The following is a 26109-nucleotide window of genomic DNA, read 5'->3' as shown; positions in this document are numbered from 1 at the left end:
TTATGGAACGTTCATTCCTATTTGAATATATATTTGCGGAACGATTATTCCAAAAACATAATTCAAATAAAATCACAATGAAAAAGTTAGAAAACAAAGTGGCTATAGTAACCGGAGCATCAAAAGGCATAGGTGCAGGTATAGCTAAAGATCTGGCTGCCGCAGGTGCTGCCGTGGTAGTTAATTACGCATCATCAAAAGAAGGTGCCGAAAAGGTGGTTGCCGATATTGTAAGCAACGGTGGTAAAGCCATAGCCGTACAAGGCGACGTAGCCAAAGCCGCCGATGTTGAGCGCCTGTTTACAGAAACTCAACAAGCTTACGGCCGTGTTGATGTGCTGGTAAACAATGCCGGTGTATATCAATTTGGTACAATTGAGGATTTTGACGAGAATGAATATCACCGTCAGTTCAACACCAACGTGTTAGGTTTACTGCTGACCAGCCAGGCTGCGGTTAAAGGTTTTGGCCAGGATGGCGGCAGTATTATCAACATTGGTTCAACAATAACCAATCTAAACATTCCCGGCAGTTCAATTTACACTGCTACAAAAAGCGCGGTAGATGCAATTACAAAAGTGCATTCAAAAGAACTTGGCCCTAAAAATATCCGCGTTAACTCCATCAACCCGGGCATGGTTGAAACTGAAGGCACACACACCGCAGGTGTTATCGGTAGCGATTTCCACCACGAATCAGTAAAAACTACCCCGCTTGGCCGCATTGGTCAGCCTGATGACATCGCCCCTATCGCGGTGTTCCTGGCATCTGATGATTCACGCTGGTTAACCGGCGAAATATTGATTGCCAGCGGCGGCGTTCGCTAAGCATCCGCAGCTAAATATTTGAAATATGGGCTGCAATTAAACATTTAAGGTAAAATGAATTAGCTTTGCTTTGTAAAAAAAGCAAAGCTTTTCGAGGTTATGGCACGTAGCAAGGATTTTGACGAAGAAGAGGTATTAAAAAAGGCCGTATGCACATTTTGGCATAAGGGGTACAATGCTACGTCGATGCAGGACCTTGTTGACGCGCTGGGCATCAGTCGTTCAAGCATGTACGATACCTATGGCGATAAGCACGCCCTCTACATTAAAGCGCTCGAGATGTACCTGAACATGGGCGGCAACCACATGTGCGATCTGGCCAACAGCCCCGCCCCTGCCAAACAAGCCATTCGCCAAATGCTTGAATATACGGCCAACGCACTGCTTGACGATGATCAGCAAAAAGGCTGCTTTATGGTGAATGCCGAGGTTGAGGTTGCCCCGCACGATACCGAGGTACGTGATATTGTTTGCAAAAGCGAACAACGTATTGAGGAGAGCTTTTTTATAGCGATTGAAAAAGGACAGCAAAACGGCCAGATCACCAGCAAACAGGATGCAAGGGCGCTTGCGCGCTTTTTATTTAATGCTGTAAAGGGTATACAGGTTCTGGCAAAATCAACCAATGATAAGTCGTTTTTTGATGATATTATCAATACCACCATGTCGGTTTTGGATTGATTTGCCCAAAACATTGTTAATTTGCGCTCCATGAGCAAGCTACAAGAGGCATTCAGACTATTTGACGAGTACAACATGCAGGACCCACGCACACTGGAATGGGACGGCATTACCTATCCCGTTGAGTATGCTTATGCTTTACGATTGTATAATTGGGTGCTAAAACTACAGCCCGAGGCCGGAGAGGAACTGCTATTAGCATCGCGCAGCCAGCACATAGGCCGTTGGGAAATACCTCGCGAAAGCTATCCCGAAGGGCGCGAACCTTATTTAAAATGGCGTAAGGATCTGGCTCAGCATCACGCTACCGTTACTTCCCGCTTAATGCAGCAGGCCGGTTACAGTGATGAGCAGATCGCCCTTGTTAGCGAGATCATCCTGAAAAAACGTATTAAGGTTGATGCCAAGGTGCAAACCATGGAGAACGCCCTATGCCTGGTTTTCCTGGAATATCAGTATGAAGATTTCCGCAAAAAATATGAGGGCGAGCCGGATAAGATGGTGAACATCCTGTACAAATCGTTACTAAAAATGGATGGTCACGGGCATGCCTTTGCCTTGCAGTTGCCATACTCTGATGGTGGGTTAAGCCTGATTGAACAAGCTTTGGCCCGTATGACTAAATAGAGCTATATCTTATCTAAAGCCTTGCGCTTGCCTTTGGTATCCGTTTTAAACTGACTCGGTGTTAGGCCGGTAACCGCCTTAAATTGTGCCGATAGGTGGGCGCTGCTACTATAACCCATTTTCCAGGCTATCTCGTTCAGGTTGAGTTCGCCGTATTCAAGCAGCTCCTTTACCTTTTCAATTTTTTGCTGGATGATGAATTTCTCGATAGTGGTATCCTCGCTATCCGAAAACTGCCGGCTCAGCTGCCCGTAATCCTTATGCAGGTTATCAGATAAATAGGCCGAAAAATTCACCTGCTGATCAGCCAGGTCGCTATGGTGCACTTTCTCTATGATCAGGTTTTTGATACGCTCAACCAGTTTATCCTTCTCGTTATCTATCAGCTCAAAACCCAATACCTTTAATGCCGATGCAATGGCGGTAAGCTCGGCAGCATCCGGCTCGGGATGTACGGTAACACTACCCAGGTCGATGCCCGCAACCTCAAAGCCAAGGCTCTCCAACTGCTGCTTCACCACAAGGATGCAACGATCGCACACCATATTTTTTATGCGGAGCAACATCGTACTATATACTTTCGGCCTGGTAGCCTTTTTCTTTAAGGGCGGAGATGATGGCTTGTTCAGAAAGTGTTTCGTCGCTTTGTATGGTCAACACCTTTTCGAGCGATGCAACATCAACCTGCCAGTCCTTAACCCCTGCTAAACTATTAAGCGCAGGAGTAACAGCGGCAATACAGCCACCGCATTTTATATTGGTTTTGAATTTAAGCGTTTCCATATATGTAGTATAACAAATGTTAAATGTAGAGTTTTGAAAATTTTAAACGCAAACTATTACTCACTACCGATACCGAACTAAGCGCCATAGCCGCGCCCGCTATCATGGGGTTAAGCAAAAAGCCGTTTACGGGGTATAGTATTCCCGCGGCAATGGGTATACCTATCAAGTTATAAATAAACGCCCAAAACAAGTTTTGCCGTATGGCTTTCACCGTTAAGCGCGACAGCCGCAAAGCCCTGGGTACCTGCCGCAGATCGGATGATATGAGCGTCATCTTGGCTACATCCATCGCAATATCGGTACCCTTACCCATGGCAATGCTTACATCAGCCTGCGCTAATGCCTGGCTATCGTTAATACCATCGCCCGCCATGGCTACTATTTTACCTTGCTGTTGCAGCTGTTTTATAAAATCGGCTTTGTCGGTTGGCAATACATCTGCCTTGTAATTTTTAATTCCTGCCTGTTTGGCAATGGCGGCGGCGGTTTGCTCATTATCTCCCGTGAGCATGTAAACCGCTATTCCCTGGCGGGTAAGTTGTTCAATAGCCTCAGCCGAGCCTTCTTTTATTGTATCGCTGATAGTCGCGATGGCCAATACCTGCTTATCATCCGCAAAGTATATAATGGTTTTGGCTCCATCCTTAAAACGGGTTATGGAGTCGTTTAAATCAGCCGGGATATTGATGTGCTTTTCCTCAACCAGTGTATGGCTGCCTGCATAATACATCGCACCACCATATTCAGCCCTCACCCCACGACCGGTTATACTTTCAAAAGCAGCTAATTGAACAGGGGCAGCATCTTTCAATCCCTCAAACGCCACAATAGCGCCGGCTAATGGATGCTCGGATTGTTTTTCTAAACTTAGAAAGATACTTTTCAGGGTTGATACATTATTCTCGTTAGAGTGAGCCCATAATAACTCATTTACTTCGGGTTTACCTATAGTGATGGTTCCTGTTTTATCGAACACGATGGCGTTTACCTTATGGCCCAGCTCAAGCGCTTCGGCATCTTTTATCAGAATACCTTCTTCGGCCCCTTTGCCTACCCCTACCATAATGGCTGTTGGCGTGGCCAAGCCTAACGCGCATGGGCAGGCAATAACCAACACGGTAACCAAGGCCATTAAGCCGTGGGTTAAGGCGTGTTGCCCACCTGCTATCAGCCAAACGACAAAGCTTAATAGCGCAATGCCGATTACCATCGGCACAAATATGCCCGCAATTTTATCAACCAGTTTTTGCACCGGAGCTTTTGAGCCCTGGGCATCCTGCACCATTTTGATGATGTGAGCCAGCATGGTATCAGCCCCTACCTTTTCGGCCCGGAAATGGAAGCTGCCCTTTTGATTGATGGTTCCGGCCAATACCTTATCGCCCGCCTGCTTTTCAACCGGCACCGGCTCACCGCTGATCATGCTTTCATCAATAAACGAGTTGCTCCCGGTAACCGTACCATCCACCGCTACCCTTTCGCCGGGCTTAACAATGATGATATCGCCAACGTTTACTTCGGCAAGCGACTGTACTGTCTCCGCGCCATTCTTCAATACCAAAACCGTATTAGGCTGTAAACCCATTAGTTTTTTTATGGCCGATGAGGTATTCGATTTGGCTTTTTCTTCAAGCAGTTTACCCAGCATAATGAATACAATAACCACCGAGGCGGCCTCGTAATACACATGCGGATGCAAGCCCTGCCTGTGCCAAAACTGCGGGTAAAAGGTATTGAACAGGCTGAATAGAAAAGAGATGCCGGTGCTCATAGCCACCAGCGTATCCATATTGGCCTTACCGTGCGATGCCTGCTTAACCGCGTTCACAAAAAACCCACGACCGGCCACGAACAGCACCGGCGCGCTAAGCGCCAGCATAATATAATTGGCATACGGCATATCCATCAAAAACATACCGATAATTACCACCGGCAGCGTGAGTATAGCCGCGTAAACAAAATTATTCCGGAGCTTTTTATAATGATCCTGCTGCGCTTCGGCTTGTTTTTCGGCAGCGTTTTCGGTATCAACTATCAAATCGTACCCTATGGATTGTACCGCCTTTTGCATGGCAAGCGGTTCAACTTCGGCAGCGTTATAAGTAACCTTAAGGGTTTGCGAGGCGTAGTTTACAGCAGCTTCCTTAACACCCTGCTGGGCACCTATCATACTCTCCACACTACCCGCACAGGCCGCACAACTCATGCCCGTTACCGGGAAGGTTTGTGTTTTTAAACTATGTGCCGCCATAATATCCTTATAATTTACACAGCAAATTTACCTACAAGGCAGGGCTTATGTCTTACATCATTATGTAAAAGATTTATAGAATTTACCCCTCCTAATCCTCCCAGAGGAGGAGGACTTAGGAGGGGTTGTGCGCGCTTCGATAACAGGTTAGTAAATGATCATATCCCTTCATTACCCCTTACCGGAGGTTCCGCTTTTAACAGATGCTTTATAAAGAAATTACGTTTGTTGCGACGCCCGTACACCCCGCCATCGCTGTGACCCATGCCGGGGATAACCAGCAGGTCAAAATCCTTGTCGGCTTTTATTAGCGCGTCGGCAAAGCGTAGGGTTGATTCGGGTGGTACGTTCTCGTCGGCTTCGCCTACTATCAGCAACAGGTTGCCTTGCAGTTTGGCGGCGTTGGTGATGTTTGATTGCGCATCGTAATGCGGGCCAACGGGGTAGCCCATCCACTGCTCATTCCACCATTGCTTGTCAATACGGTTATCGTGGCAGCCGCATGCCGCCACACCTGCCTTGTAAAACTCCGGGTGAAACAGCAAGCCACCCGCGGCGTTTTGACCGCCTGCCGATGTGCCGTACAATCCCACACGGTCAATATCAGCCTGCGGATATTTGGCGGCAAGCGCCTTCATCCATAGTATACGGTCGGCGAAACCCGCGTCGGCCAGGTTATGCCAGCATACATCGTGGAAAGCTTTTGAGCGATTGGCCGTGCCCATTCCATCAATCTGCACCACAATAAAACCCAGTTGGGCTATGCTCTGCATCTCGTTAACGGCAGCGAAATTCTTGGGTACAAATGAGTCCTGCGGACCGGCGTAGATATTCTCGATCACCGGGTAAGACTTTTTGGGGTCCATATTAGCAGGGCGATAGATCACCCCCCAAATATCCGTAACACCATCGCGGGCCTTGGCTACAAATACCTCGGGGAGCTTAACTCCTGTGGCTAATAGTTTCGACAGACCGGCCTTTTCAATATCGGTTATCTTTTTACCGGTGGCCGTGCTGCGCAAAGTTACTACCGGAGCTACATCAACCTGCGAGTAAGCGTCGATCATATATTTACGATCGGGCGAGTAAGTAACCTGGTGATTGCCCTTTTCGGGAGTCAGATCGATCAACCCCTTACCATTAAAACCAATGCGATAGTAATGAATAAAATACGGGTCTTCCCCTTCGTTCATACCGCTGCCCTTAAACCATATCTGCCTTTTTACGGCATCAACGCTATCAATATCGCGCAGTACCCAATCGCCTTTGGTTATGAGTTGCTGTTTGCCGGTAATAGTATTCACCAGGTAGGCATGCCGCCAGCCATCCTGCTCGGTTACCCAAATAACCTCGTTTGTTTTGGGCAGATAGTGGGTAAAAATACGCTGCTCGTAAATAAAGGTCTTGGTCGGCTCATCAATAATATTGCGTGTTTTACCCGTTTCGCAATCCACCTCTATCAGCCTGAAACGCTGGTGCCCGCGGTCAATTTTCTCGAACGTAAAGTAACGGTTATTCCCCTCCCTAAAGTTGAGCGCGGGCGCGCCAAAAAAGTCTATCTTTTCAGCATCAACCTTTAGCTGTTTTTTGGTTTTTACGTTGAACACAAATGGTTCGTAGCTGCTAAAATCGTCGCCGGGCTGGGCGTAATCGCGTGTGCGTAACTGGCCGCGTGTGGTGTTGGGCACCGAGCTTAGCACATAATAAACATCCTTTATTTTTTTGTAGTTGATGTGGTAGCCTATAATGTACTGTCCGTTTGGCGACCACGCGAACTCTCCATACGGGGCTTCAGTAGTACCATCGGTACTTAGCGTTACCTCCTGCCCGGTTTTAAAGTTTTTAATAACGAGATTATCCTTTCGTTGCCTGGCTACCCATTGCTTATCAGGCGATATCGAATCGGTATTAAAACCCGCCCAGCGATACCGGCGGCGTTGTAGCGGTCGGTTTGGGTTATAGGCCTGCTGATCGGGCTTGGTGGCTTTTTCGGCATTGTAGCTTTTCAGATCGCACTTAATCCAGTCGTTACCGGTTTTAAGCGTTACGCTGCTTTTATCATCGCTGTAAAACATATCGCTTATGGCCAGTTTCTTGCTGTCGGCGGCTTTCCCTGTCAGTTTCGCAATGGCGTCGGCCATACGGTCGTGATCAAAGGCCTGTTTCTTTTTTCCGGTGGTGGCATCAACCAGGTAATATTCACTCTCGCGGTTATCAAGCGGTTTACGGTACCAAAAGCTGCTGCCATCGGCCTGCCAGTTGGGGCTAATGTTGCTTACCACGGCTATGTTTTTAAGGGCGGTATCTAACTCGTTAGCTTTTTTAAATGACTGAAGCACCTCTTGTTGGGTAGGCAGGTAAGGCGCATTTTTTTTCTGCTGGGCAAACGCTTGCTGTACAAACAACATAACGGCTAAGCAGGGTATAACTGGGCTGATCTTCATTGTACTTTAAATATTGCTTGGGTGTTTTGTGATGGTAAATTACAACACACCGGTAGTAAAAACATAATGCCGCTGCACATCGGTTAAAATCCGAAGAACATCAGATAATATTGTATACGGCTTGGTTATATTGCTGTTACAAAGCACCACCCTATGGCTATATTATTTAACAATATTGCCTTATTTTAGCCGGATGGACAATGCAGATTTCAACCCCGAGCTGCGTACCGTAAATGTTACCCGTTACGTTACACCGCTGCGCGAGGGGGGCTCGCTCCCGGCCATTGCCGAGGCCGACGATGATTTTTTATATGTACTCAAATTCCGTGGTGCCGGGCAGGGCGTTAAGGCGCTTATTGCCGAGCTGATAGGCTGCGAGGTTGCCCGCCTGTTAGGTTTCAGGGTGCCTGAGCTGATATTCGCCAACCTTGATACCGCCTTTGGCCGATCAGAACCCGACGAGGAGATTCAAGACCTGCTGAAAGCCAGCGTTGGCCTTAACCTGGCGTTGCATTACCTTTCGGGCGCTATAACGTTCGACCCTGTGGTTACCCGTTTGGATGAGCAGCTGGCCTCGCGCATTGTGTGGCTGGATGCCATGCTAACCAATGTTGACCGCACGCCACGCAATACCAATATGCTGGTTTGGCATAAGGAGCTGTGGCTGATAGATCATGGTGCATCATTATACTTTCACCACTCGTGGGATAACTGGCAGGAAATGGCGCTACGCCCTTTCGCGCAGATAAAAGACCATGTGCTGCTGCCATTAGCAACGCAAATAGAGCAGGCCGATGCGGACTTTAAAGCTATACTGACCAATGAGCGCATCCGCAAGATAGTTGACCTGATACCCGTTTGCTGGCTGGGCGATGAGGAGCCCGAGGCACGCAGGGATGTTTACTATGAATTTTTGATCCGCCGCATTGCCGCGTCGGAAGTTTTTGTAAAGGAGGTACAGCATGCCCGAGCCGCAACTGTTTGAGTATGCCGTAGTACGCGTTGTACCCAGGGTAGAACGCGAGGAATTCATCAACGTAGGGGTAATATTGTACTGCCCAAAACAAAAGTACCTGGGTTTTGAGTACAAGCTGGATGCCGACAGGTTGAAGGCCCTGCACAGCGAACTTGATATTGACGACCTGAAGCAGCACTTTGCCGCCTTTGAGCAGATCAGCATGGGCAGCAAGGCAGGTGGGCCAATAGGCACACTGGATGTGGCCTCACGTTTCAGGTGGTTAACCGCTACCCGCAGCACGGTGGTACAATCATCAAAAACCCACCCCGGCCTGTGCGATGGCGACCCGGCGCAAAAGTTGAAGATATTGTTTGAGAAGTTGGTTTTATAATTGCTTAACATCAACCATGAGTAATGCTATAAATGATTTAAGTTTCCTGATAGGTAAATGGCAAACAAGCGGTAACGTATTGACTACTGCCGATAGTCCGGCCATAACCATTAACGGAACTGATAGCTACGCCTGGGTATCGGGCGGGCAATTCATACTGCACACAGTTGATGTATTAATGGGCGATAATCAGGTTGAGTTGGTTGAGGTTATTGGCTATGACAAGGAAAGCAATAAGTTTATTATGTATGCATTTGATAGTGAAGGGCAACACAACACCATGTTTGCCACGAGCGATGCTCCGAATGAACTTTCAATAACCGACGAAAATATGCGCTCATTTTTAAACGCTAAGAACGACGGAAAAACCATGACCGCTTTATGGGAACGCAGCGACGATAGTATAAATTGGCTGCCATGGATGGACATGCACTTTACCAAAATTAGTTAAATATGCACACCACTAACTATTACGACACATTCATCCAGGTAGCTGATGACTGCCCGGTTACCTTGGCCGAAGTTCCGCCGGTAAAGGGGGACAGTAAAACCGTGGCGAATATTCAGTTTGATATGATGGCGCAGCATCCGTATGAGTTTACTTCGGACGATGTGATATTCGGTGCTTACGCTATCAAGAACAACATCAGCAATACCGAAAAACTGACCGAACGGGAAAAGTATTTTTCAAAGGGACAGGCCTGTCTGCGCTCGTCAACCTTAGCCAAGCGCTACGGCTGGGGCATACACAACAATGCCGATGGCAAGGTTGCCGTTTTTGGTTTAGGGAGTGACGAGTACGAGCAGCTCGCCCAAAACAAGCAATTGAAACAGGTAAAGGCCATGCGCTCCAAAAGGGCGTAATATCAGGCATCCATATAAAATGAGCAAAGTAAATTGGACCGACGACAAACTGCTTTCCCGGCTTTTAAATAGCAAGTCGGGCACGTCACGCTGGGCCAATATCAGGGTGCTAAGAGGGCGTCCAAGCGAAGAACTTTTCGCAAAATGCGTTGCCCTTACCAAGTCAGATGATCCGAAACATAAGATAATTGCGATAGATATTTTATCCCAATTAGGCGTACCGTCAAGGCCATACTTACAGAAAATGCTTAAGTTGTATTTTGACCTGCTGAGTACCGAAACCCATCCCGATGTTTTAAGATCAATACTCTACGCCATAGGCCACAACAACAGCGATATCAATCACGAACAGGTTGAAAGGCTCTGCTCTTTTATCAACAATGAAAATAATCTGGTAAGGGAGGGTTTAACTTTTGCCTTGCTCGGTATAAATGATCTAAAAGTCATTGATGCTTTGATAGAACTCTCGGCTGATAGGTTGAGCAAGATAAAAAACTGGGCAACTTTCGGCCTTGCCTCTCAAACTGACAGGAATAATAAAGCTATCAGGGATGCTTTGTGGAACCGGGTTAATGATAAGCATCAGGAAACAAAACTTGAAGCGATATTTGGCTTGGCAAAGCGTAAAGATGACCGCGTTAAGGATATCATAATACGGGAGCTTACTACCGGCGAGTATGGTAGCCTATTGCTAAAAGCCATTATTGAAACTGAGGATGAGCGTTATTTACCTTTACTCCGTCAAAATCTAAAAAACACAAAGGCAGATGCGGATATTGATCCGGAATGGCTCAGGGAGCTTGAGGAATGTGTATCTGCATTGAGTGCCATACAAGCGCATAAAGCCTAACTCATAACATCATCCCCCAAAAATGGAACAAATTATAGAATGCGTACCCAATTTTAGCGACGGCATTAATGCCGAAACTATTGCCGCTATTGCCAATGCCATAAGCAGTATTGAGGGTTTACGCCTGTTAAATGTTGACCCGGGGCATGATGCCAACCGCACCGTGATCACCTTTGCCGGTGAACCGCAGGCCGTGGTTGATGCCGCCTTTGCCGCCATAAAAACCGCAGGCGAACTGATTGACATGCGCACCCAAAAAGGCGAGCACCCGCGCATGGGCGCTACTGATGTTTGTCCGCTGGTGCCGGTGAGTGGTATTGGTATGGATGAGGTGGTACAATATGCTCATCAGCTGGCGCGCCGTGTTGGTGAGGAATTGCAGATACCCGTTTACCTGTACGAGAACTCACAGCCCGATAAACGCCGTAGCAACCTGTCCATCATCCGTTCGGGCGAGTACGAGGGCTTTTTTGAGAAGATACACCAATCTGGCTGGCAACCCGACTTTGGCCCTGCCGAAATGGATGCCAAACGTGGTGCTACGGTTATAGGCGCACGTAATTACCTGGTGGCTTATAATATTACGCTCAATACCAAATCGGTAGATACAGCAAAAGAAATTGCTTACGCCGTGCGCGAAAGCGGGTACAAGGGCACACCCGGCAGCCTCAAATTTGTTAAGGCCATAGGCTGGTATATGGATGAATATAATGCCGCCCAGGTATCCATGAATCTCACCAACATTGAGCACACACCGGTACACATAGTTTTTGAGGAAGTTAGGCGACAGGCGCAAAAGCTGGGTGCTGATATAACCGGGAGTGAACTCATCGGCCTGATACCTTTAACATGTTTGGTGGAGGCCGGTAAATATTTTACAGAAAAACAGCAGTTAAATTATAACCAAAACGAAAACCAACTCGTACAAACAGCAGTAAACGAATTAAAGCTCGGCGCGTTGGGAAAGTTTGAGGTTGACCAAAGAGTGATCGAGTACCTCCTGCATATTTAAAAAAGGCCTCGTCATGCTTTTCTCAATTCCGTAAACATCAGCCGAATAATATTTTGATTTACTAATTGTTTATTCTACATTCGGTTTATATCTCCTATAATTAATGAGGCTATCAAAAAAACAAATAGCGCAATCTGTATTGCTGTATGTGTTATTTGCTATTTGCATAACAGCCCATGCCCAGGTAAAATCCACCAAAAAGTATATTATAAAACCCAAACAAACCGAACAACTATCGCGGTTTGACAGTCTTGCTAATCGGGCGGGTGTAAACTTTATGATGCCCAAAGGTTTTAGGGAAATACCGGCGCTTAATGATGATGACTTTACTTTTGACTATGCCATGGATATACCCGATGCCGCTTTTGAGGTTTGGTACCAGGTACGATCGCAAAAGGAAAGCCTGGCCAATTTCGAGCGCGACCGCGCCGATGACGAACCACCATTAGCCAGTGCCGATTCGATATACAAGGAGATAGCCAAAGTAAATGCCAATGCTTTTACCTGGCAAAGCAATCCGTTTGTGCGCACCTTACCGGCAGCGGCACTTAAGCGCTACAATGCCGATGCAGGCCGATCATACCTTTTAACGCTGGAGGATACGCCCGAAACCAAGAGTTACCAGTATGCATTGCTTATCGCCCTGCAAAAGTTTCATACAGGCACTATAATCATGGTTTGTTTTACCAACCAAAAGGACCCTGAGTTTTACAAGAACGTTGAACGCGCGGGCAGCAGCCTCAAATTCAAGTCCGTATCTCAAAATGTTAGTAAGTTAGAAGATTAAGGACTCACTAACTCATCTAAAACTTTATTTTTGCTTAAACCGGGTGTATTTTTGCATCCTGATAAACTACGTTTGCATATTATGGCTGAACCGAATTATAGTGAAGATAGCATACGCTCCCTCGATTGGAAGGAGCACATACGCCTGCGCCCCGGCATGTACATTGGTAAGCTGGGCGATGGTTCGGCGTATGATGATGGTATCTATGTATTACTAAAAGAGATAGTTGATAACTCGATAGATGAGTTTGTGATGGGCAGCGGCCGCACCATAGAGGTGAACATGAGCGACCATAAGGTTACCGTGCGCGATTATGGCCGTGGCATACCACTGGGTAAGGTGATCGACTGTGTATCAAAAATAAATACCGGTGGTAAGTATGATAGCAAGGCTTTCCAAAAATCGGTAGGGTTGAATGGTGTGGGTACCAAGGCTGTAAATGCTTTGTCTACCGCTTTCACCGTACAATCGTACCGTGATGGGCGCACCAAGATAGCTGAATTTGCCAAAGGCGAGATCATTCGTGATGAGCCTGAGAAGGAAACCAGCCAGCGCAACGGTACGGCTATTAACTTTATGCCCGATGATACCATTTTCAGGCATTACCGCTTTATACCCGAGTTTGTGGAGAACATGATATGGAATTATGTTTACCTTAACTCAGGCCTTACCATCAACTTTAACGGACAAAAATATTTTTCGGAGCGCGGCCTGCACGATCTGCTTAGTCGCCATACCAACCCCGAAACCATACGCTATCCTATCATCCACCTAAAGGGTGAGGATATTGAGATAGCCATGACTCACGGGCAGCAGTACGGCGAGGAGTACTACTCGTTTGTTAACGGCCAGCATACCACACAAGGTGGTACCCACCAGGCAGCCTTTCGCGAGGCGGTGGTAAAAACCATCCGCGAGTACTATAAAAAAGAGTTTGACGCTGCCGACGTGCGTGCATCCATAGTAGCGGCCATAGCCATTAAGGTGCAGGAGCCGGTATTCGAGTCGCAAACCAAAACCAAACTGGGCTCACAAAACGTAGGACCGGACGGACCTACCGTGCGTGGCTTTATTAACGATTTTGTTAAAAAAGAGCTCGACGATTATCTGCATAAAAACCCGGCCGTTGCTGATGAATTACAGAAACGCATCCTGCAATCAGAGCGTGAGCGTAAGGATATTGCAGGTATCAAAAAACTGGCTAACGAGCGTGCCAAAAAAGCATCGTTACATAACCGCAAGCTGCGCGATTGCAAGCTGCATTTTGATGACAACCATGAGCGCAAGCAGGAAACCACCCTGTTCATCACCGAGGGTGACTCGGCCAGCGGATCGATCACCAAATCGCGCGATGTAATGACGCAGGCTGTTTTCAGCTTGAAAGGTAAGCCGCTTAACTGCTTTGGCCTTACCAAAAAAGTAGTTTACGAGAACGAGGAATTCAACCTGCTGCAACATGCCCTTAATATTGAGGATGGTATTGATAACCTGCGCTACAACAACATAGTGATAGCTACCGATGCCGATGTGGATGGTATGCACATTCGCCTGTTGTTAATGACCTTCTTTTTGCAATTCTTTCCCGATCTGGTAAAAGCCGGGCACGTATCCATATTGCAAACGCCGCTTTTCCGTGTGCGTAATAAAAAGGAAACTATTTATTGCTATAGCGATGAGGAACGCCGCAACGCTATTGCCAAGTTGGGCAACAAACCCGAGATAACCCGATTTAAAGGTTTGGGCGAAATATCGCCCGATGAGTTTGGGTTGTTCATTGGCAAGGATATCCGCCTCGACCCGGTTTTTTTGAAGGATGCCAACATTAAAGGCTTGCTTGAATATTTTATGGGTAAGAACACCCCTGCCCGCCAGCAACACATTGTACAAAACCTGCGTGTTGAAAAGGATGATGAAAACATTAATCCGCTGGTTGCCGATGCCGAACTGGCCGTAGCGGTTTAACCAGGAGAATTTCATAATAAAAATGCCTGCTTTTGTTTAAAGCAGGCATTTTTTATATCAACCGTTTTACTTGTGTTTCGGGGGTTATCTTCATGGTATCCAGCCCGGTTATCAGGTTCAGTCCCGGTGTTTTGCCCGGCGATAGTGTGCCGTACTTTTTATCGATGCCTAAAAACTCGGCGCCGTTAATGGTTGCCCATTTTAGCAACTGACTAATGGCTATCTGCGGAAAATTCTTTTGTATGGTAGCCATTTCGCTCAATATGCTTAGGCCGTAGTTTGAGGCCAGGCTATCAGTGCCCAAAGTAATATTAAAACCTTGATCAACGAACAGATTTATTTTGGGCAAACGCTTTTCGATATACAGGTTGGCATTGGGGCAAAAGCACCAGTTTACCCGTTTATCAAAACGGCGCACAAAATAAATATCCTTAAGGTTGGTACAGGTGTTGTGTACCAGCAATATCTCCTGGTTATTGCTTAGCAAAGGCACTATTGACTGTACCGAATTACGTGCCTGTGGCTTAAAATAATCAATATCAATCTCCAAAAACTTATACAGATCGTTAAACTCGCCAAGCTTGTAGCGGTAAAACTTGTTCTCGTCCTCACACTCCTGGTTATGTATGCTGATGAGGTTTTTGCCGTCGTCGCTATACTTTTTTATCAGCCTGAACAACTCCTTTGATACCGAGTATGGCGCATGCGGGGTAATAGATACCGAAAGCGGCTTAAAGCTTTGCAAGGTTTCCAGCGCGCTATCAAAAACGGCCTGTGCCCTTTCGGGTACAAAGCTCATGGCCTCAACAAAGGTATGGTAGTATATTTTACTCTCTTTTTTTACAGGCGCGGTAACATCGGTGTTTGATATATCGCCAACGGCAACAATACCGTTATCATACATCATTTTATCGGCGGCAATGGCGGCATTTGTTACCTCCTGCGGGTCGGCAACTACGGTGCGGCGCATAGTGATCACCTCCTTTACAAAATTTACCAAACCATTGCCCGGCGATATCCTGTCTTTCATGTGCGAAAGCTCCAGGTGGCAATGCGTATTTACAAAGCCGGGGGTGATAATTCCGCTCAATTGCTCAATGTCACCGGTTACGGTTGAGGGATCGTCAGTTACTGATATGATCTTACCGTTATCATCAACGGTTACGATACCATTTGGTATAGGGTCGGCATAAATAGGAAAAACGTAATCGGCTTTAAAATTTTTCATTGGTATCTGTTAGCATCTTCTCAAACTTTCTTCCCAAATATGCTCATATAAATTAACACCATTAACTTATAGTTGTTGTTTTTTAATCAAAATAAAAGAAATGATTTTACAAAAACACAAAAATTTTTAAATTTAAGTACCTTTGCACCGTGAACACTGCAACTGTTAAAACGGACATCCGAAGCCTAACCCTCAACGCTTTACAGGATCAATTTACCCAAATGGGTGAAAAGGGGTTCAGAGCGAAACAAGTGTACGAGTGGCTCTGGAAAAAATCTTGCTTTTCATTTGATGAAATGAGCAATATCTCAAAAGAACTGCGTACCAAGCTTGAGCAGAATTTCACTATCAATAATGTTAAAATTCATACCTCACAGCTAAGTGGTGATAAAACTATAAAAAATTCTTTTATTTTACACGACAACCATTTAATTGAAGGGGTGCTTATACCTACTACAGAGCGAATGACGGCCTGTGTATCATCTCAGGTGGGCTGCAGCCTTACATGTAAATTTTGTGCTACAGGATACATGGAGCGCAAACGCAACCTTAATCCCGACGAAATATACGATCAGGTGGTGCTTATCGATAAGCAGGCGCGCGAAAATTATAATCAACCCTTAAGCAATATTGTGTACATGGGTATGGGCGAGCCATTGCTTAACTATGCCAATGTGATGAAGTCTATCGAAAAGATCACCTCGGAGGATGGGCTGAATATGGCTGCCAAACGCATTACGGTATCAACCGCGGGTATTGCCAAAATGATCAAGAAGCTGGGCGATGATCAGGTTAAGTTTAACCTGGCACTTTCGCTGCACGCCGCTAATGATGAAAAGCGTAATACCATAATGCCTATAAACGAGCAAAACTCGCTAAAGGCACTGGCCGATGCGCTTAAATACTATTACGCCAAAACCAAAAATCCTGTAACCTACGAGTACATTATTTTTGACGGTGTTAATGACAACATTCAGGATGCTATGGAGCTTGCCCGTTTTTGTAAGCACCTGCCTTGTAAGGTTAACATTATTGAGTATAACCCCATCGCTTTTGCCAGCTACATTAACGCGGGCGAAGACAAAGTTGAAGCCTTTGCCGCTTACCTGCGCAAGCAAGGCATTATCACTAACCTGCGCCGCAGCCGTGGTAAGGATATTGATGCCGCCTGCGGACAATTAGCTATTAAGGAGAAAGAAAAAGAACAAGCCTTGTAATAAATGTGGCTGCGTAACACCTACCTGGCCGATTTTATTGCGCTTATATTCCCCGACCTTTGTGCCGCCTGTAACCGGCAGTTATTAAAAGGCGAACAGGTTATTTGCACTGCCTGTAAGTTCGATTTGCCTTACACCAACTTTCACCAGCAAAAAGATAATATTGTGGCCCGCCAGTTTTGGGGTAAGCTAAAAATTGAGCATGCATATGCCCTGTTGTATTTTACCAAAGGCGGCAAGGTGCAAAACATGGTTCACCGTTTTAAGTACGAGGGCGAGAAACAGGTGGGCGTAGCATTGGGCAATATAGCCGGCGAACAATTGAAAGGCTTAACAACAGGTACCTTTGATTATATCATCCCCGTGCCCCTGCATAAAAGCAAGCTGCGTAAACGTGGCTACAATCAAAGTAAATTATTTGCCGATGGTTTGGCGCAAAAACTGGATGCGCCTGTAGAGTTAGATAACCTGGTGCGCGTTATAGCTACCGAAACACAAACCCGTAAATCGCGGTTTGCACGGTTTGAGAATATGCGCGAAGTGTTTGCCGTGGCTAATGCAGGCAAACTGGCCAACAAACATATTTTGCTGGTTGATGATATTGTTACCACAGGCTCCACCCTCGAAGCCTGCGGTATTGAGTTGCTTAAAGTACCCGGCCTTAAGCTAAGCATTGCTACCATAGCTTACGCCGAATAACAATATATGTTAATCTTCGTCAGGATCGGCGTCATCGCCAAAATCAAGCAGGTATGAACTTTCTGAGGCATCATAAGCTTGCTCGGCTTTTGAGGTTTCGTCTATCTCACCAAAATCCTCAACGGTATCATCAAAACCGTTGGAATGAATATCCTGCTGACTGGCTTGCTCGTCTTTTTGGCTTAACTGATCGTCTTGTTGTAATTCGTCTTCTGGCTCTATCATGGTGTTATGGTTTTATGTTATAACGATGTTATTACACCTATGTTTTTATAAAATGCTTAATGCGGAATTGTATGATGCAAAGCCACCCATTTATTTTTCACAAAAAACATGTTTTTGTAGCGCGCTGAATTAAACACCAGGTAAAACCCATCCCGACCATGATACACCGTTGGATCAGAGCCTAATATATGATGACCCAGCTGATCCATTTTTATAACCAAACGCGCTGAACCATAAGGGCTAACTGTAGCAATTTTACATTTATACGTTCTGATTACGCGCTCCCGCTTCGTAACATAAAAATAAATAGAATCATTCTGCCTGATCTCGAACCGGAAAGTATCATATTGCCAATCTGCAAAAATGCCCGGGTAGAAATTTTTGTCGATAGTATACCCGCCATAATAGTCGCTTTGCTTTAACTTCATCTTAGCGGTATACCTTTCTTTTAATATTCCGGCTACGGCAAGCAACACAACCGCTACTATTACAAATGCTACAATTTTGCCGAAAATTCGCTTTTTTGTAAACAGCCATAGCAAGCCAAGTACTATCAGTAACGGAATTACAATAAATATCAAACCCAGATTAAAGCCGAAACCCATATTCTAATTACAACAAGCCCTCATCAGCAAAGCTAAAATATCCCTTATCGGTAATAATGAGATGATCGAGCACATTGATATCTAACATCTTACCCGCGTTGGCTACCTTTTTAGTAAGGTCAATATCCAGCTGACTGGGCTTAAGGTTGCCCGATGGGTGATTATGAATCAATATAATGGCACTGGCCTGTTGTTGCAGGGCCATATAAAAAATGATCTTCGGATCGGCTACCGTGCCCGATATACCGCCGCGGCTCACCAACTCTTTCGACAGTACTTTTGATGAACGACTAAGCAACACTATCCAAAATTCCTCGTGGTTAAGATCCATCAGGTGGCGGCGCATCAGCTTAAAAACATCATTGCTGCCTTTTACTTCTTCAGGTGGCTTGCTCTCCGTTTCGTTACGTCGACGGCCAACCTCCAGCGCGGCAATAATGGATATTGCCTTAGCCTCGCCCACTCCCTTAAACTTGCAAAGCTCACTGATAGATGCCTTGCCCAGCTTGTTCAGATCATTCTCATAATGATGCAGAATACGCTTGCTCAACTCAACTGCTGATTCATCCCTGCTGCCCGAACCTATCAGTATCGCGATCAGCTCGGCATCGGTTAACGAACGCCTCCCCTGCCCGCTCAATTTCTCGCGCGGCCTATCCTCCTCGGCCCAGGCCTTTATACTGATATGGTTTTGGTAACTGCTCATTGTGAGCCGAATTTAACTCGAATTTTTAGAATTTTTTGTCTGAACCTGAATTTGCTGAATTTGAGAATGAACAGAATTCACTCAATTCCATAAATTCTAAAAATTCGAGTCCAACTTTATTCTGAACCTGAATTTTCAGAATTTGAGAATGGACAGAATGTTACTGATGTAAAGTGGCATCATTCTTTTAAAATTCAATCAATTCATTAAATTCCAAGAATTCGAGTTAAATCCTGTCAATTCTAAAATTCTGTAAATTCTGATCAAGATAATAATCACGAAAAAAGGGATAATGCAATGCACTATCCCTTTCAAAATATTATTGATAAATAAAGCTTATGCTAAACCGTTAACGAATTTAGTAAGTTTTGATTTATTGTTTGATGCTTTGTTTTTGTGAATAACGTTCTTTTTAGCTAAACGGTCAAGCATTGAAATTACTTTACCTAATAGCTCTGTTCCTTCAGCTTTAGTAGTTGCACCCCTTAATTTTTTGATTGCATTACGGGTGGTTTTAGCCTGGTACCTGTTACGCAGACGCTTCGCAGCATTTGCTCTGATTCTTTTTAATGATGATTTATGATTTGCCATCTTTTATAGCTTGTTATCCTGTATTTCTAAAAATTTAAGAGTGCAAATATAGAATGATTTTTTGGATTATACAAAGCCTTTTTTAAAATTCATTTTTTATCGCATGTTAAAGTTAATCAGCATATTTGGATATGAAAAAAGCGGCGCTTAGCGCGGTTGCCATCCTAACCCTTTTTATACTGTCATCATGGGGCTATTATGCCCACCACCGTATTAACCGTATGGCCGTGTTTGCCCTGCCCAAAGGCATGGCTCCTTTTTACAAAGCTAATATTAATTTTATAACCGAGCACGCCATCACGGCGGATAAGCGGCGCTATGTTGATTCGGCCGAAATACCACGACACTTTTTTAATGCTGATCGTTACGGTAAATCGCCATTCAAAACCATCCCACGCAAGTGGAAAGATTTTGAAAAACGCTACTCGCGTGATACCCTGCTGAAACACGGCACCCTGCCCTGGACCATTCAACAACGTTATTACTGGCTGGTAGAGGCATTTAAGCAGCACGATACCACATCTATCCTGCGCAACTCGGCAGACCTGGCGCATTACGTGGCCGACGCACACGTGCCCCTGCATTTGGTTTTAAACCATGATGGACAACTTACCGGTCAGGATGGTATACATGCCCTGTGGGAAAGCCGCCTGCCGGAGCTGTTTGCCGACAGCTACTGGTATCCTGTAAAAAAAGCCCGGTATATTAATAACCCACTTACGCAGGCATTCGCTATCAGCCAGCGATCGTTCGGTAAGGCGGATAGCGTGTTGCACTTGCAGCGCATATTGAACAAACGCTTTCCGGCTGATAAGATGTTCGTTATTGAAAAGCGTGGCAGCCGAAAGGTAAAAACCTACTCGCCCGAATATTGTAAGGCTTACCACACCCTGTTAAAAGGCATGATTGAAAGGCAAATGCGCGCGGCCATGTTCGAGGCCGCCAGCTACTGGTTTTCGGCCTGGGTTGATGCCGGCCAGCCTGATCTGAATAAGTTGATAGATACCAAACCTAAACCCTTAAAACAATGAAACAACTGATCATCCTTTTAATCACGATGCCACTGCTGTTGCTGAATCTGGATTGCATTGCGCAGAAAAGAAACAGGGAGAGAGAAGCTCGCAATAAAATAGAACAACTGCCCGAAGTAAAAGATTTTTTGCGCAAGACGCCGAAAGAATACCGACCCATTGTTGAACCAGATGGCGGACCAACAAAAGGTGACAACTATTACAGATATTCATTAATGACAGTGGATGACGGCTGGATACGCACTTCAATGACATTTTATGTTGAAGCCCGAACTATGCAAATATACTTTTGGGATTATAACGGCTATGATAGAGAGTTAGTCACTTTAAAAGAATGGCGATATTGGCGAACCAAACCAGTGTGGGAACAACTACACCATTTTGTAAATGGCAAGATGGTTCCTGTTGATTAATGATTCCCTTTCATTATACTATCAACATCAAAACCTGGTTAAGTAATAAACACCAAATCATTAATCAGCCTCCTTTTTAGCTGATAATTACGCAATTAATATATACATAATACGCAACACTTTAAAATGCAATAAATTAAGTGTATCTTTGCGCCAAATTTTAGAGCCGCATTTACATGCAAAAAATAAGAAACATAGCTATTATAGCACACGTTGACCACGGTAAAACTACATTGGTTGACAAAATTCTGCACAGCTGCGAGATTTTTCGTGATGGACAGGATACAGGCGAACTAATACTTGATAATAACGACCTTGAACGCGAGCGTGGTATCACTATTGTTGCCAAAAACGTATCGGTTAAATACAAGGATGTTAAAATAAACATTATTGACACCCCTGGTCACGCCGACTTTGGTGGCGAGGTTGAGCGTGTGTTAAAAATGGCCGACGGCGTATTGCTGCTTTGTGATGCCTTTGAGGGCGCCATGCCGCAAACCCGTTTTGTTACCCAAAAGGCTTTGGCTTTAGGCTTAAAACCAATTGTGGTTGTAAACAAGGTTGACAAAGAGAACTGCCGCCCTGAAGAAGTGTACGAGCAGATCTTTGAATTATTCTTTAACCTTGATGCTACCGAGGAGCAACTGGAATTCCCGGTTATTTACGGTTCATCAAAACAAGGCTGGATGAATACGGATTGGAAAACCCCAACCGATAACATCTTCCCGCTGATGGATACCATTTTAGCGCACATCCCACCGGCACCTATTAATGAAGGTACCTTGCAAATGCAGATCACCTCGCTGGATTATTCATCTTTCGTAGGTCGTATCGCTATCGGTCGTGTAGCTCGTGGTACTATAAAAGAGAACATGCCGGTATCATTGGTAAAACGCGATGGTACTATCCAAAAATCACGTATTAAAGAGCTTTATACTTTTGAGGGCTTAGGTAAAATTAAAGCTACCGAAGTTAAAGCTGGCGATATTTGCGCTGTTGTTGGTATTGATGGTTTTGACATTGGCGATACCATTGCCGATTTTGAAAAACCGGAACAACTGGAGGTTATCAAAATTGATGAGCCTACCATGAACATGATGTTCACCATCAACAACTCACCTTTCTTTGGTAAAGAGGGTAAATTTGTTACCTCACGCCACCTGCGCGATCGTTTATTTAAAGAAACTGAGAAAAACCTGGCGTTACGTGTTGTTGAAACCGAATCGCCTGACTCATACCTGGTATACGGTCGTGGTATCCTTCACTTATCAGTATTGATCGAAACCATGCGTCGCGAAGGTTACGAGTTACAGGTAGGTCAGCCGCAGGTTATCGTTAAAATAATTGACGGTGTTAAATGCGAGCCGATGGAAACCCTAATAGTTGACGTACCAGGTGATGTAGCCGGTAAGGTTATTGAGCTGGTTACCCAACGTAAAGGCGATCTGTTGATCATGGAGCCAAAAGGCGACTTACAACACCTTGAGTTTGATATCCCGTCACGCGGTATTATCGGTTTACGTAACAACGTACTTACCGCTACCGCAGGTGAGGCCATCATGGCACACCGTTTTAAAGCCTACGAGCCTTGGAAAGGCCCTATAGCCGGTCGTTTGAACGGTGTATTAATATCAATGGATACAGGTAAAACTACCGCCTTTGCTATTGACAAACTGCAAGATCGTGGCCGTTTCTTTATTGATCCGGGTGTTGATATTTACGAAGGACAAGTATTAGGCGAGCACATACGCGATAATGATTTGGTTATTAACCTTACCAAAGGCAAACAATTAACCAACATGCGTGCATCAGGTAGTGATACTAACGTACGTATTGCTCCGGCCATCAAATTCTCTCTTGAAGAATCAATGGAGTACATTCAGGCTGATGAATACATTGAGGTAACACCACAAAGTATTCGTTTGCGTAAAATATACTTAACAGAGAACGAGCGTAAGGTTAACGGCAAAAAATTCCAGTCGTAAACATTAGCTAAAATAATATCTTGAAAAAGGGGTTTGTAAATACAAATCCCTTTTTTTATTTTAGACGCAAATACTAAGGCCTTACACATTATTATGAAGAACATCTTTATTGGTTTCCTCCTGATCTGCGCGACACTAACTTCGTGCAGCAAAATTTACGAGGATTCTATTCACCGAAACGTTTTACAAGGTATTTACATTGATAGCGCCTCGCTAAAAATGTTTATTGGCGAAAAGCGACAAATACCAATGGTAACCAACCCATCAAACTTCTCGCCCGATTCGTTAAAACTCTACTCGTCTGACACGGCTGTTTTAAGCGTTACCCGTACCGGTTTACTGACCGCGAAAAGCGAAGGCACATCAACCGTTACGGTAAGCAATCTGGATAGTACAAAATACGCCAGCGTTGTCATCACCGTAACCGACCCAACGCCTGATAGCCTTGCTGTTGGGCTGATCGCTTATTACAAGTTCAACAATAACGCGGCCGACTCATCAGGCAACAGCAACCACGGTACAACCAATAACGTTTACCCAACTACTGATCGTAACAACAAACCCGAGGCAGCCTACCAGTTCAACGGCACAAGCAGCCATATCACCATAAATGATACGGAGGCTTTGAGGTTACACAATACCGATTTTACTTTAAACATGTGGGTAAAGCTGGATAGCTACATTGCAGCGTCAGGCAGTTCATTGCTATCAAAAAACCAGGGCGCCTACCAAAATGGCTGGAACTGCTCCATTGTTGGCACCGCTAATCATGATGGTGCATCGCCAGGCAATCTGTTCTATAATGTATCTGGCGGTCTTGATCCATTCGCTGCCGGTTACATGACTATTGATACCGCGTCATGGCATATGCTTACCATAACTTACGATCTGGCTAAAAAACAAATAAGCCTGTATATTGATGGTATATTGGACAGCAAGGTTCAGGAGATACCTACGCCGAATGCCAATACTGATGCCAAACTGCATATAGGCAACAACAGCTTGCTTGATTTAGATCAGTATGCAAACCCATACTTTTTCCACGGTAAGATAGACGACATCAGGATATACAACCGCAAAATATCAGATGCCGGAATTGTGGATCTGCATACGCGGGATGACTAAAAATTTTTGAAGGCCGTTTTATAACGGCCTTTTTTATTTGACGGTTAATAAAGAATAAGCTACTTTGCAGCGCCTTGTAATTTAGTGGGCACCGCTATATTAATGATAAAACAAACCGTTTGCATTGTAACCCTCACCTACGGCAACAGGCAACACCTGCTGCAACGGGTGCTGGCACGTGTGCTGGCATTACCGCAGGTAGTTAAGGCCGTGGTAGTTGATAACGCGTCGGCACAACCGGTTGAAATATCTGATCAGCATGACAGGGTTATTGTGCTCAACAATGCCGAAAACCTTGGCTCGGCAGGCGGCTACAATCAAGGTATAAAGTACGCTTTTGAAAACGTGGACTGCGATTTTGTGTGGCTGCTTGATGATGATAACCTACCCGATGAGGATGCGCTCGACTTGCTTTTGCAACAATGGAACACCATTGATGCCGCCGATAACAAGAAAGCCCTTTTTTGCTTGCGCGACGACAGGGCGCAACATGTACGCATAGCCCGCGGCGAAGATCCGTATCGCTATTACCTGCTAAAGGATAACTTTTTGGGTTTCCACCTGTTCAGGGTATTCGTTAATCAATATAATAAGTGGCGGGACCGGTCAGCAAAACAACAGGAGTTTAAAACCCGTGTAAAAATGCCTTATGTACCTTACGGTGGTTTGCTACTGCATAAAAAACTAATAGCCGACATTGGCCTGCCTAAACAGGAGCTATTTTTATATGTCGACGATTCGGAATACAGCTACCGCATTACACAGCACGGCGGCACTATATGGCTGGTACCGGCTGCCCGGGTGGTTGATATTGATAAATCGCAAGGCATCAATTACAAAAAGCGGTTTATGCACAACCAGTTACTTGATGAATGGAGTTTTCGCACTTATTATCACATTCGTAACCGTATGTACTTTTACTCGCGTGTGGCTATCAAAAATAATATTATGTTTGGCGTTAACAAGGTTATATATTTAGTATATCTGTACCTGATAAGTTTAGCGAGCAACAAAACAACCGAGTATAAAAAGCTGTTAGTTGCCGTGAACGATGGCCTTAAGGGCAATTTAGGTAAAGCAAACTCTGAGAAATTTTAATGGGCGAACTAAAACGATATGACATGATACAGGCATGTATCGATGTTATAAAAAAGAAAAAAACTAAAGTTAATTACGTTGAAATTGGTGTACAAACCGGTTTTTGCTTATTCAAAATAAAAGCCAACCGCAAACTGGCTGTCGACCCCAACTTTGTTATAAAATTTACCAAAAAGGTAAAAGCTTATATCAAAAACCCATCAAACTTTAACAACAAGTTTTTTGAAGTTACCAGCGATGACTTTTTCGCGCAGCAAGCCGGTTACCTGAAAGAGATTGGCGGCATTGATGTTATATTTATTGATGGCCTGCACCTGTACGAGCAGGTAGTAACCGATGTGGAGAATGCCCTGAAGCACTTAAACCCCGGCGGTGTGATATTATTGCATGATTGTAACCCGCTTAGCGAGAGCGCCGCGGTACGTGCCTATACATCTGACGAGGCCGCGGCCATGAACCTGCCCGGCTGGGCAAACATTTGGAACGGCGACGTTTGGAAAACAATAGCTCAGCTGCGCTCAACCAGGCCCGATCTGCAAGTAAAGGTATTTAATACCGACCACGGCATTGGCATGGTTAGACCGGGCAAGCCCGACAGCATGTTGCCATTAACACTTGAACAGGTACAGGCATTAAACTACGCCGATCTGGATAATAACCGCGCGGAGTATCTTAACCTAAAAATTCCGGAAGAATTTTCAACCTTTGTAAATACTATTTAAGCGGAAGCTAAGTAGTGTTTAATT

Annotated in this window: 28 protein-coding genes; 19 read left to right on the top strand and 9 right to left on the bottom strand. The window is 45.1% G+C overall.

The features are described 5' to 3' along the window. Window positions 1-77: 77 nt before the first annotated feature. From IM792_RS20145 to IM792_RS20135, 3 genes are all read left to right on the top strand, one after another. On the top strand, window positions 78-827 hold the full coding sequence (locus IM792_RS20145; RefSeq protein ID WP_194103720.1) for a glucose 1-dehydrogenase: 750 nt from the start codon (window positions 78-80) through the stop codon (window positions 825-827). Between the two features lie 99 nt (window positions 828-926). Next, entirely contained in the window at window positions 927-1508 is a 582-nt protein-coding gene (locus IM792_RS20140) for a TetR/AcrR family transcriptional regulator (RefSeq protein WP_194103719.1), read from the top strand. A gap of 30 nt (window positions 1509-1538) precedes the next feature. After that, a complete protein-coding gene (locus IM792_RS20135) occupies window positions 1539-2135 on the top strand; it encodes a DUF4202 domain-containing protein (RefSeq protein ID WP_194103718.1) in 597 nt (198 codons plus the stop codon). Window positions 2136-2137: 2 nt separating this feature from the next. Here the strand turns inward: IM792_RS20135 and IM792_RS20130 are convergent, their stop codons facing one another. The 4 genes from IM792_RS20130 to IM792_RS20115 all read right to left on the bottom strand — a co-directional run bounded on the left by IM792_RS20130 (window position 2138) and on the right by IM792_RS20115 (window position 7616). Beyond that, on the bottom strand, window positions 2138-2701 hold the full coding sequence (locus tag IM792_RS20130; protein WP_194103717.1) for an AraC family transcriptional regulator: 564 nt from the start codon (window positions 2699-2701) through the stop codon (window positions 2138-2140). A gap of 4 nt (window positions 2702-2705) precedes the next feature. Beyond that, entirely contained in the window at window positions 2706-2918 is a 213-nt protein-coding gene (locus tag IM792_RS20125; RefSeq protein WP_194103716.1) for a heavy-metal-associated domain-containing protein, read from the bottom strand. 19 nt (window positions 2919-2937) lie between these two features. Next, window positions 2938-5172, bottom strand: a complete 2235-nt coding sequence (locus tag IM792_RS20120; protein WP_194103715.1) for a heavy metal translocating P-type ATPase — start codon at window positions 5170-5172, stop codon at window positions 2938-2940. A gap of 158 nt (window positions 5173-5330) precedes the next feature. Further along, complete coding sequence (locus IM792_RS20115) at window positions 5331-7616, bottom strand: prolyl oligopeptidase family serine peptidase (protein ID WP_194103714.1); 2286 nt, start codon at window positions 7614-7616, stop codon at window positions 5331-5333. A 193-nt stretch (window positions 7617-7809) separates the two neighbouring features. Here IM792_RS20115 and IM792_RS20110 point away from each other — a divergent pair, with 193 nt between their 5' ends. The 8 genes from IM792_RS20110 (at window position 7810) to IM792_RS20075 (ending at window position 14440) form a co-directional block, all read left to right on the top strand. Then, the gene (locus IM792_RS20110) at window positions 7810-8601 is read left to right on the top strand and encodes a HipA family kinase (protein ID WP_194103713.1); all 792 of its coding nucleotides are present in this window, start codon (window positions 7810-7812) and stop codon (window positions 8599-8601) included. Then, a complete protein-coding gene (locus IM792_RS20105; protein WP_194103712.1) occupies window positions 8579-8965 on the top strand; it encodes a DUF3037 domain-containing protein in 387 nt (128 codons plus the stop codon). Before IM792_RS20110 ends, IM792_RS20105 begins: the two co-directional genes overlap by 23 nt. Window positions 8966-8981: 16 nt before the next feature. Beyond that, window positions 8982-9416 (top strand): DUF1579 family protein, encoded by a 435-nt coding sequence (locus tag IM792_RS20100; RefSeq protein WP_194103711.1) that lies wholly within the window; start codon window positions 8982-8984, stop codon window positions 9414-9416. A gap of 2 nt (window positions 9417-9418) precedes the next feature. After that, the gene (locus tag IM792_RS20095; protein WP_194103710.1) at window positions 9419-9829 is read left to right on the top strand and encodes a DUF6157 family protein; all 411 of its coding nucleotides are present in this window, start codon (window positions 9419-9421) and stop codon (window positions 9827-9829) included. Window positions 9830-9848: 19 nt separating this feature from the next. Beyond that, the gene (locus tag IM792_RS20090) at window positions 9849-10679 is read left to right on the top strand and encodes a hypothetical protein (RefSeq protein WP_194103709.1); all 831 of its coding nucleotides are present in this window, start codon (window positions 9849-9851) and stop codon (window positions 10677-10679) included. Between the two features lie 22 nt (window positions 10680-10701). After that, complete coding sequence (gene ftcD / locus IM792_RS20085) at window positions 10702-11691, top strand: glutamate formimidoyltransferase (RefSeq protein ID WP_194103708.1); 990 nt, start codon at window positions 10702-10704, stop codon at window positions 11689-11691. Window positions 11692-11794: 103 nt separating this feature from the next. Further along, window positions 11795-12478: a hypothetical protein gene (locus IM792_RS20080; protein ID WP_194103707.1), complete on the top strand. Its 684-nt coding sequence runs from the start codon at window positions 11795-11797 to the stop codon at window positions 12476-12478. Window positions 12479-12559: 81 nt separating this feature from the next. Then, window positions 12560-14440: a DNA topoisomerase IV subunit B gene (locus IM792_RS20075; protein ID WP_194103706.1), complete on the top strand. Its 1881-nt coding sequence runs from the start codon at window positions 12560-12562 to the stop codon at window positions 14438-14440. Window positions 14441-14492: 52 nt separating this feature from the next. On the opposite strand, the gene IM792_RS20070 is transcribed toward IM792_RS20075, so the two are convergent. Continuing rightward, window positions 14493-15668, bottom strand: a complete 1176-nt coding sequence (locus IM792_RS20070; protein ID WP_194103705.1) for an amidohydrolase family protein — start codon at window positions 15666-15668, stop codon at window positions 14493-14495. 149 nt (window positions 15669-15817) lie between these two features. Here IM792_RS20070 and rlmN point away from each other — a divergent pair, with 149 nt between their 5' ends. Both rlmN and IM792_RS20060 read left to right on the top strand, forming a co-directional pair. Next, window positions 15818-16885 carry a 23S rRNA (adenine(2503)-C(2))-methyltransferase RlmN gene (gene rlmN / locus IM792_RS20065; protein WP_194103704.1) on the top strand — a complete coding sequence of 356 codons (1068 nt, stop codon included), beginning with the start codon at window positions 15818-15820 and terminating at the stop codon, window positions 16883-16885. 3 nt (window positions 16886-16888) lie between these two features. Then, on the top strand, window positions 16889-17584 hold the full coding sequence (locus tag IM792_RS20060) for a phosphoribosyltransferase family protein (RefSeq protein WP_194103703.1): 696 nt from the start codon (window positions 16889-16891) through the stop codon (window positions 17582-17584). 9 nt (window positions 17585-17593) lie between these two features. Here IM792_RS20060 and IM792_RS20055 read toward each other — a convergent pair whose 3' ends face one another. The 4 genes from IM792_RS20055 to rpsT form a co-directional block, all read right to left on the bottom strand. Then, window positions 17594-17809, bottom strand: a complete 216-nt coding sequence (locus IM792_RS20055) for a hypothetical protein (RefSeq protein ID WP_194103702.1) — start codon at window positions 17807-17809, stop codon at window positions 17594-17596. 56 nt (window positions 17810-17865) lie between these two features. Then, the gene (locus IM792_RS20050) at window positions 17866-18414 is read right to left on the bottom strand and encodes a hypothetical protein (protein ID WP_194103701.1); all 549 of its coding nucleotides are present in this window, start codon (window positions 18412-18414) and stop codon (window positions 17866-17868) included. A gap of 7 nt (window positions 18415-18421) precedes the next feature. Then, window positions 18422-19120 (bottom strand): DNA repair protein RadC, encoded by a 699-nt coding sequence (gene radC / locus IM792_RS20045; RefSeq protein ID WP_194103700.1) that lies wholly within the window; start codon window positions 19118-19120, stop codon window positions 18422-18424. 336 nt (window positions 19121-19456) lie between these two features. Further along, entirely contained in the window at window positions 19457-19711 is a 255-nt protein-coding gene (gene rpsT, locus IM792_RS20040; protein ID WP_194103699.1) for a 30S ribosomal protein S20, read from the bottom strand. A 131-nt stretch (window positions 19712-19842) separates the two neighbouring features. On the opposite strand from rpsT, the gene IM792_RS20035 reads away from it, so the two are divergent. The 6 genes from IM792_RS20035 (at window position 19843) to IM792_RS20010 (ending at window position 26085) form a co-directional block, all read left to right on the top strand. Beyond that, window positions 19843-20742, top strand: coding sequence for a zinc dependent phospholipase C family protein (locus tag IM792_RS20035; protein WP_228085285.1), 900 nt, complete (start codon window positions 19843-19845; stop codon window positions 20740-20742). Further along, window positions 20739-21155: a hypothetical protein gene (locus IM792_RS20030; protein WP_194103698.1), complete on the top strand. Its 417-nt coding sequence runs from the start codon at window positions 20739-20741 to the stop codon at window positions 21153-21155. Before IM792_RS20035 ends, IM792_RS20030 begins: the two co-directional genes overlap by 4 nt. A 176-nt stretch (window positions 21156-21331) precedes the next feature. Further along, complete coding sequence (gene typA / locus IM792_RS20025; RefSeq protein WP_194103697.1) at window positions 21332-23140, top strand: translational GTPase TypA; 1809 nt, start codon at window positions 21332-21334, stop codon at window positions 23138-23140. Window positions 23141-23233: 93 nt separating this feature from the next. Further along, entirely contained in the window at window positions 23234-24265 is a 1032-nt protein-coding gene (locus IM792_RS20020; protein WP_194103696.1) for a LamG-like jellyroll fold domain-containing protein, read from the top strand. Between the two features lie 102 nt (window positions 24266-24367). After that, on the top strand, window positions 24368-25363 hold the full coding sequence (locus IM792_RS20015) for a glycosyltransferase (RefSeq protein ID WP_194103695.1): 996 nt from the start codon (window positions 24368-24370) through the stop codon (window positions 25361-25363). Further along, window positions 25363-26085, top strand: coding sequence for a class I SAM-dependent methyltransferase (locus IM792_RS20010; RefSeq protein ID WP_194103694.1), 723 nt, complete (start codon window positions 25363-25365; stop codon window positions 26083-26085). The genes IM792_RS20015 and IM792_RS20010 overlap by 1 nt, the downstream gene beginning before the upstream one ends. Window positions 26086-26109: the final 24 nt, after the last annotated feature.

The organism is Mucilaginibacter sp. JRF, from assembly GCF_015223065.1.
Classification (GTDB): Bacteria; Bacteroidota; Bacteroidia; order Sphingobacteriales; family Sphingobacteriaceae; genus Mucilaginibacter.
The sequence above is the reverse complement of the archived record's forward strand: the minus strand, read 5'-3'. Positions and strand labels throughout refer to the sequence as shown.

Coding starts and splice junctions, on each gene's coding strand:
- IM792_RS20100 (WP_194103711.1), top strand. CDS start 8,982: ATGAGTAATGCTATAAATGATTTAAGTTTCCTGATAGGTAAATGGCAA.
- IM792_RS20015 (WP_194103695.1), top strand. CDS start 24,368: ATGATAAAACAAACCGTTTGCATTGTAACCCTCACCTACGGCAACAGG.
- rpsT (WP_194103699.1), bottom strand. CDS start 19,711: ATGGCAAATCATAAATCATCATTAAAAAGAATCAGAGCAAATGCTGCG.
- IM792_RS20090 (WP_194103709.1), top strand. CDS start 9,849: ATGAGCAAAGTAAATTGGACCGACGACAAACTGCTTTCCCGGCTTTTA.
- IM792_RS20010 (WP_194103694.1), top strand. CDS start 25,363: ATGGGCGAACTAAAACGATATGACATGATACAGGCATGTATCGATGTT.
- IM792_RS20075 (WP_194103706.1), top strand. CDS start 12,560: ATGGCTGAACCGAATTATAGTGAAGATAGCATACGCTCCCTCGATTGG.
- IM792_RS20105 (WP_194103712.1), top strand. CDS start 8,579: ATGCCCGAGCCGCAACTGTTTGAGTATGCCGTAGTACGCGTTGTACCC.
- ftcD (WP_194103708.1), top strand. CDS start 10,702: ATGGAACAAATTATAGAATGCGTACCCAATTTTAGCGACGGCATTAAT.
- IM792_RS20130 (WP_194103717.1), bottom strand. CDS start 2,701: ATGTTGCTCCGCATAAAAAATATGGTGTGCGATCGTTGCATCCTTGTG.
- IM792_RS20060 (WP_194103703.1), top strand. CDS start 16,889: ATGTGGCTGCGTAACACCTACCTGGCCGATTTTATTGCGCTTATATTC.
- IM792_RS20070 (WP_194103705.1), bottom strand. CDS start 15,668: ATGAAAAATTTTAAAGCCGATTACGTTTTTCCTATTTATGCCGACCCT.
- IM792_RS20030 (WP_194103698.1), top strand. CDS start 20,739: ATGAAACAACTGATCATCCTTTTAATCACGATGCCACTGCTGTTGCTG.
- typA (WP_194103697.1), top strand. CDS start 21,332: ATGCAAAAAATAAGAAACATAGCTATTATAGCACACGTTGACCACGGT.
- IM792_RS20020 (WP_194103696.1), top strand. CDS start 23,234: ATGAAGAACATCTTTATTGGTTTCCTCCTGATCTGCGCGACACTAACT.
- IM792_RS20035 (WP_228085285.1), top strand. CDS start 19,843: ATGAAAAAAGCGGCGCTTAGCGCGGTTGCCATCCTAACCCTTTTTATA.
- IM792_RS20110 (WP_194103713.1), top strand. CDS start 7,810: ATGGACAATGCAGATTTCAACCCCGAGCTGCGTACCGTAAATGTTACC.
- IM792_RS20055 (WP_194103702.1), bottom strand. CDS start 17,809: ATGATAGAGCCAGAAGACGAATTACAACAAGACGATCAGTTAAGCCAA.
- IM792_RS20125 (WP_194103716.1), bottom strand. CDS start 2,918: ATGGAAACGCTTAAATTCAAAACCAATATAAAATGCGGTGGCTGTATT.
- IM792_RS20120 (WP_194103715.1), bottom strand. CDS start 5,172: ATGGCGGCACATAGTTTAAAAACACAAACCTTCCCGGTAACGGGCATG.
- IM792_RS20140 (WP_194103719.1), top strand. CDS start 927: ATGGCACGTAGCAAGGATTTTGACGAAGAAGAGGTATTAAAAAAGGCC.
- IM792_RS20115 (WP_194103714.1), bottom strand. CDS start 7,616: ATGAAGATCAGCCCAGTTATACCCTGCTTAGCCGTTATGTTGTTTGTA.
- IM792_RS20145 (WP_194103720.1), top strand. CDS start 78: ATGAAAAAGTTAGAAAACAAAGTGGCTATAGTAACCGGAGCATCAAAA.
- IM792_RS20050 (WP_194103701.1), bottom strand. CDS start 18,414: ATGGGTTTCGGCTTTAATCTGGGTTTGATATTTATTGTAATTCCGTTA.
- IM792_RS20095 (WP_194103710.1), top strand. CDS start 9,419: ATGCACACCACTAACTATTACGACACATTCATCCAGGTAGCTGATGAC.
- IM792_RS20135 (WP_194103718.1), top strand. CDS start 1,539: ATGAGCAAGCTACAAGAGGCATTCAGACTATTTGACGAGTACAACATG.
- radC (WP_194103700.1), bottom strand. CDS start 19,120: ATGAGCAGTTACCAAAACCATATCAGTATAAAGGCCTGGGCCGAGGAG.
- IM792_RS20080 (WP_194103707.1), top strand. CDS start 11,795: ATGAGGCTATCAAAAAAACAAATAGCGCAATCTGTATTGCTGTATGTG.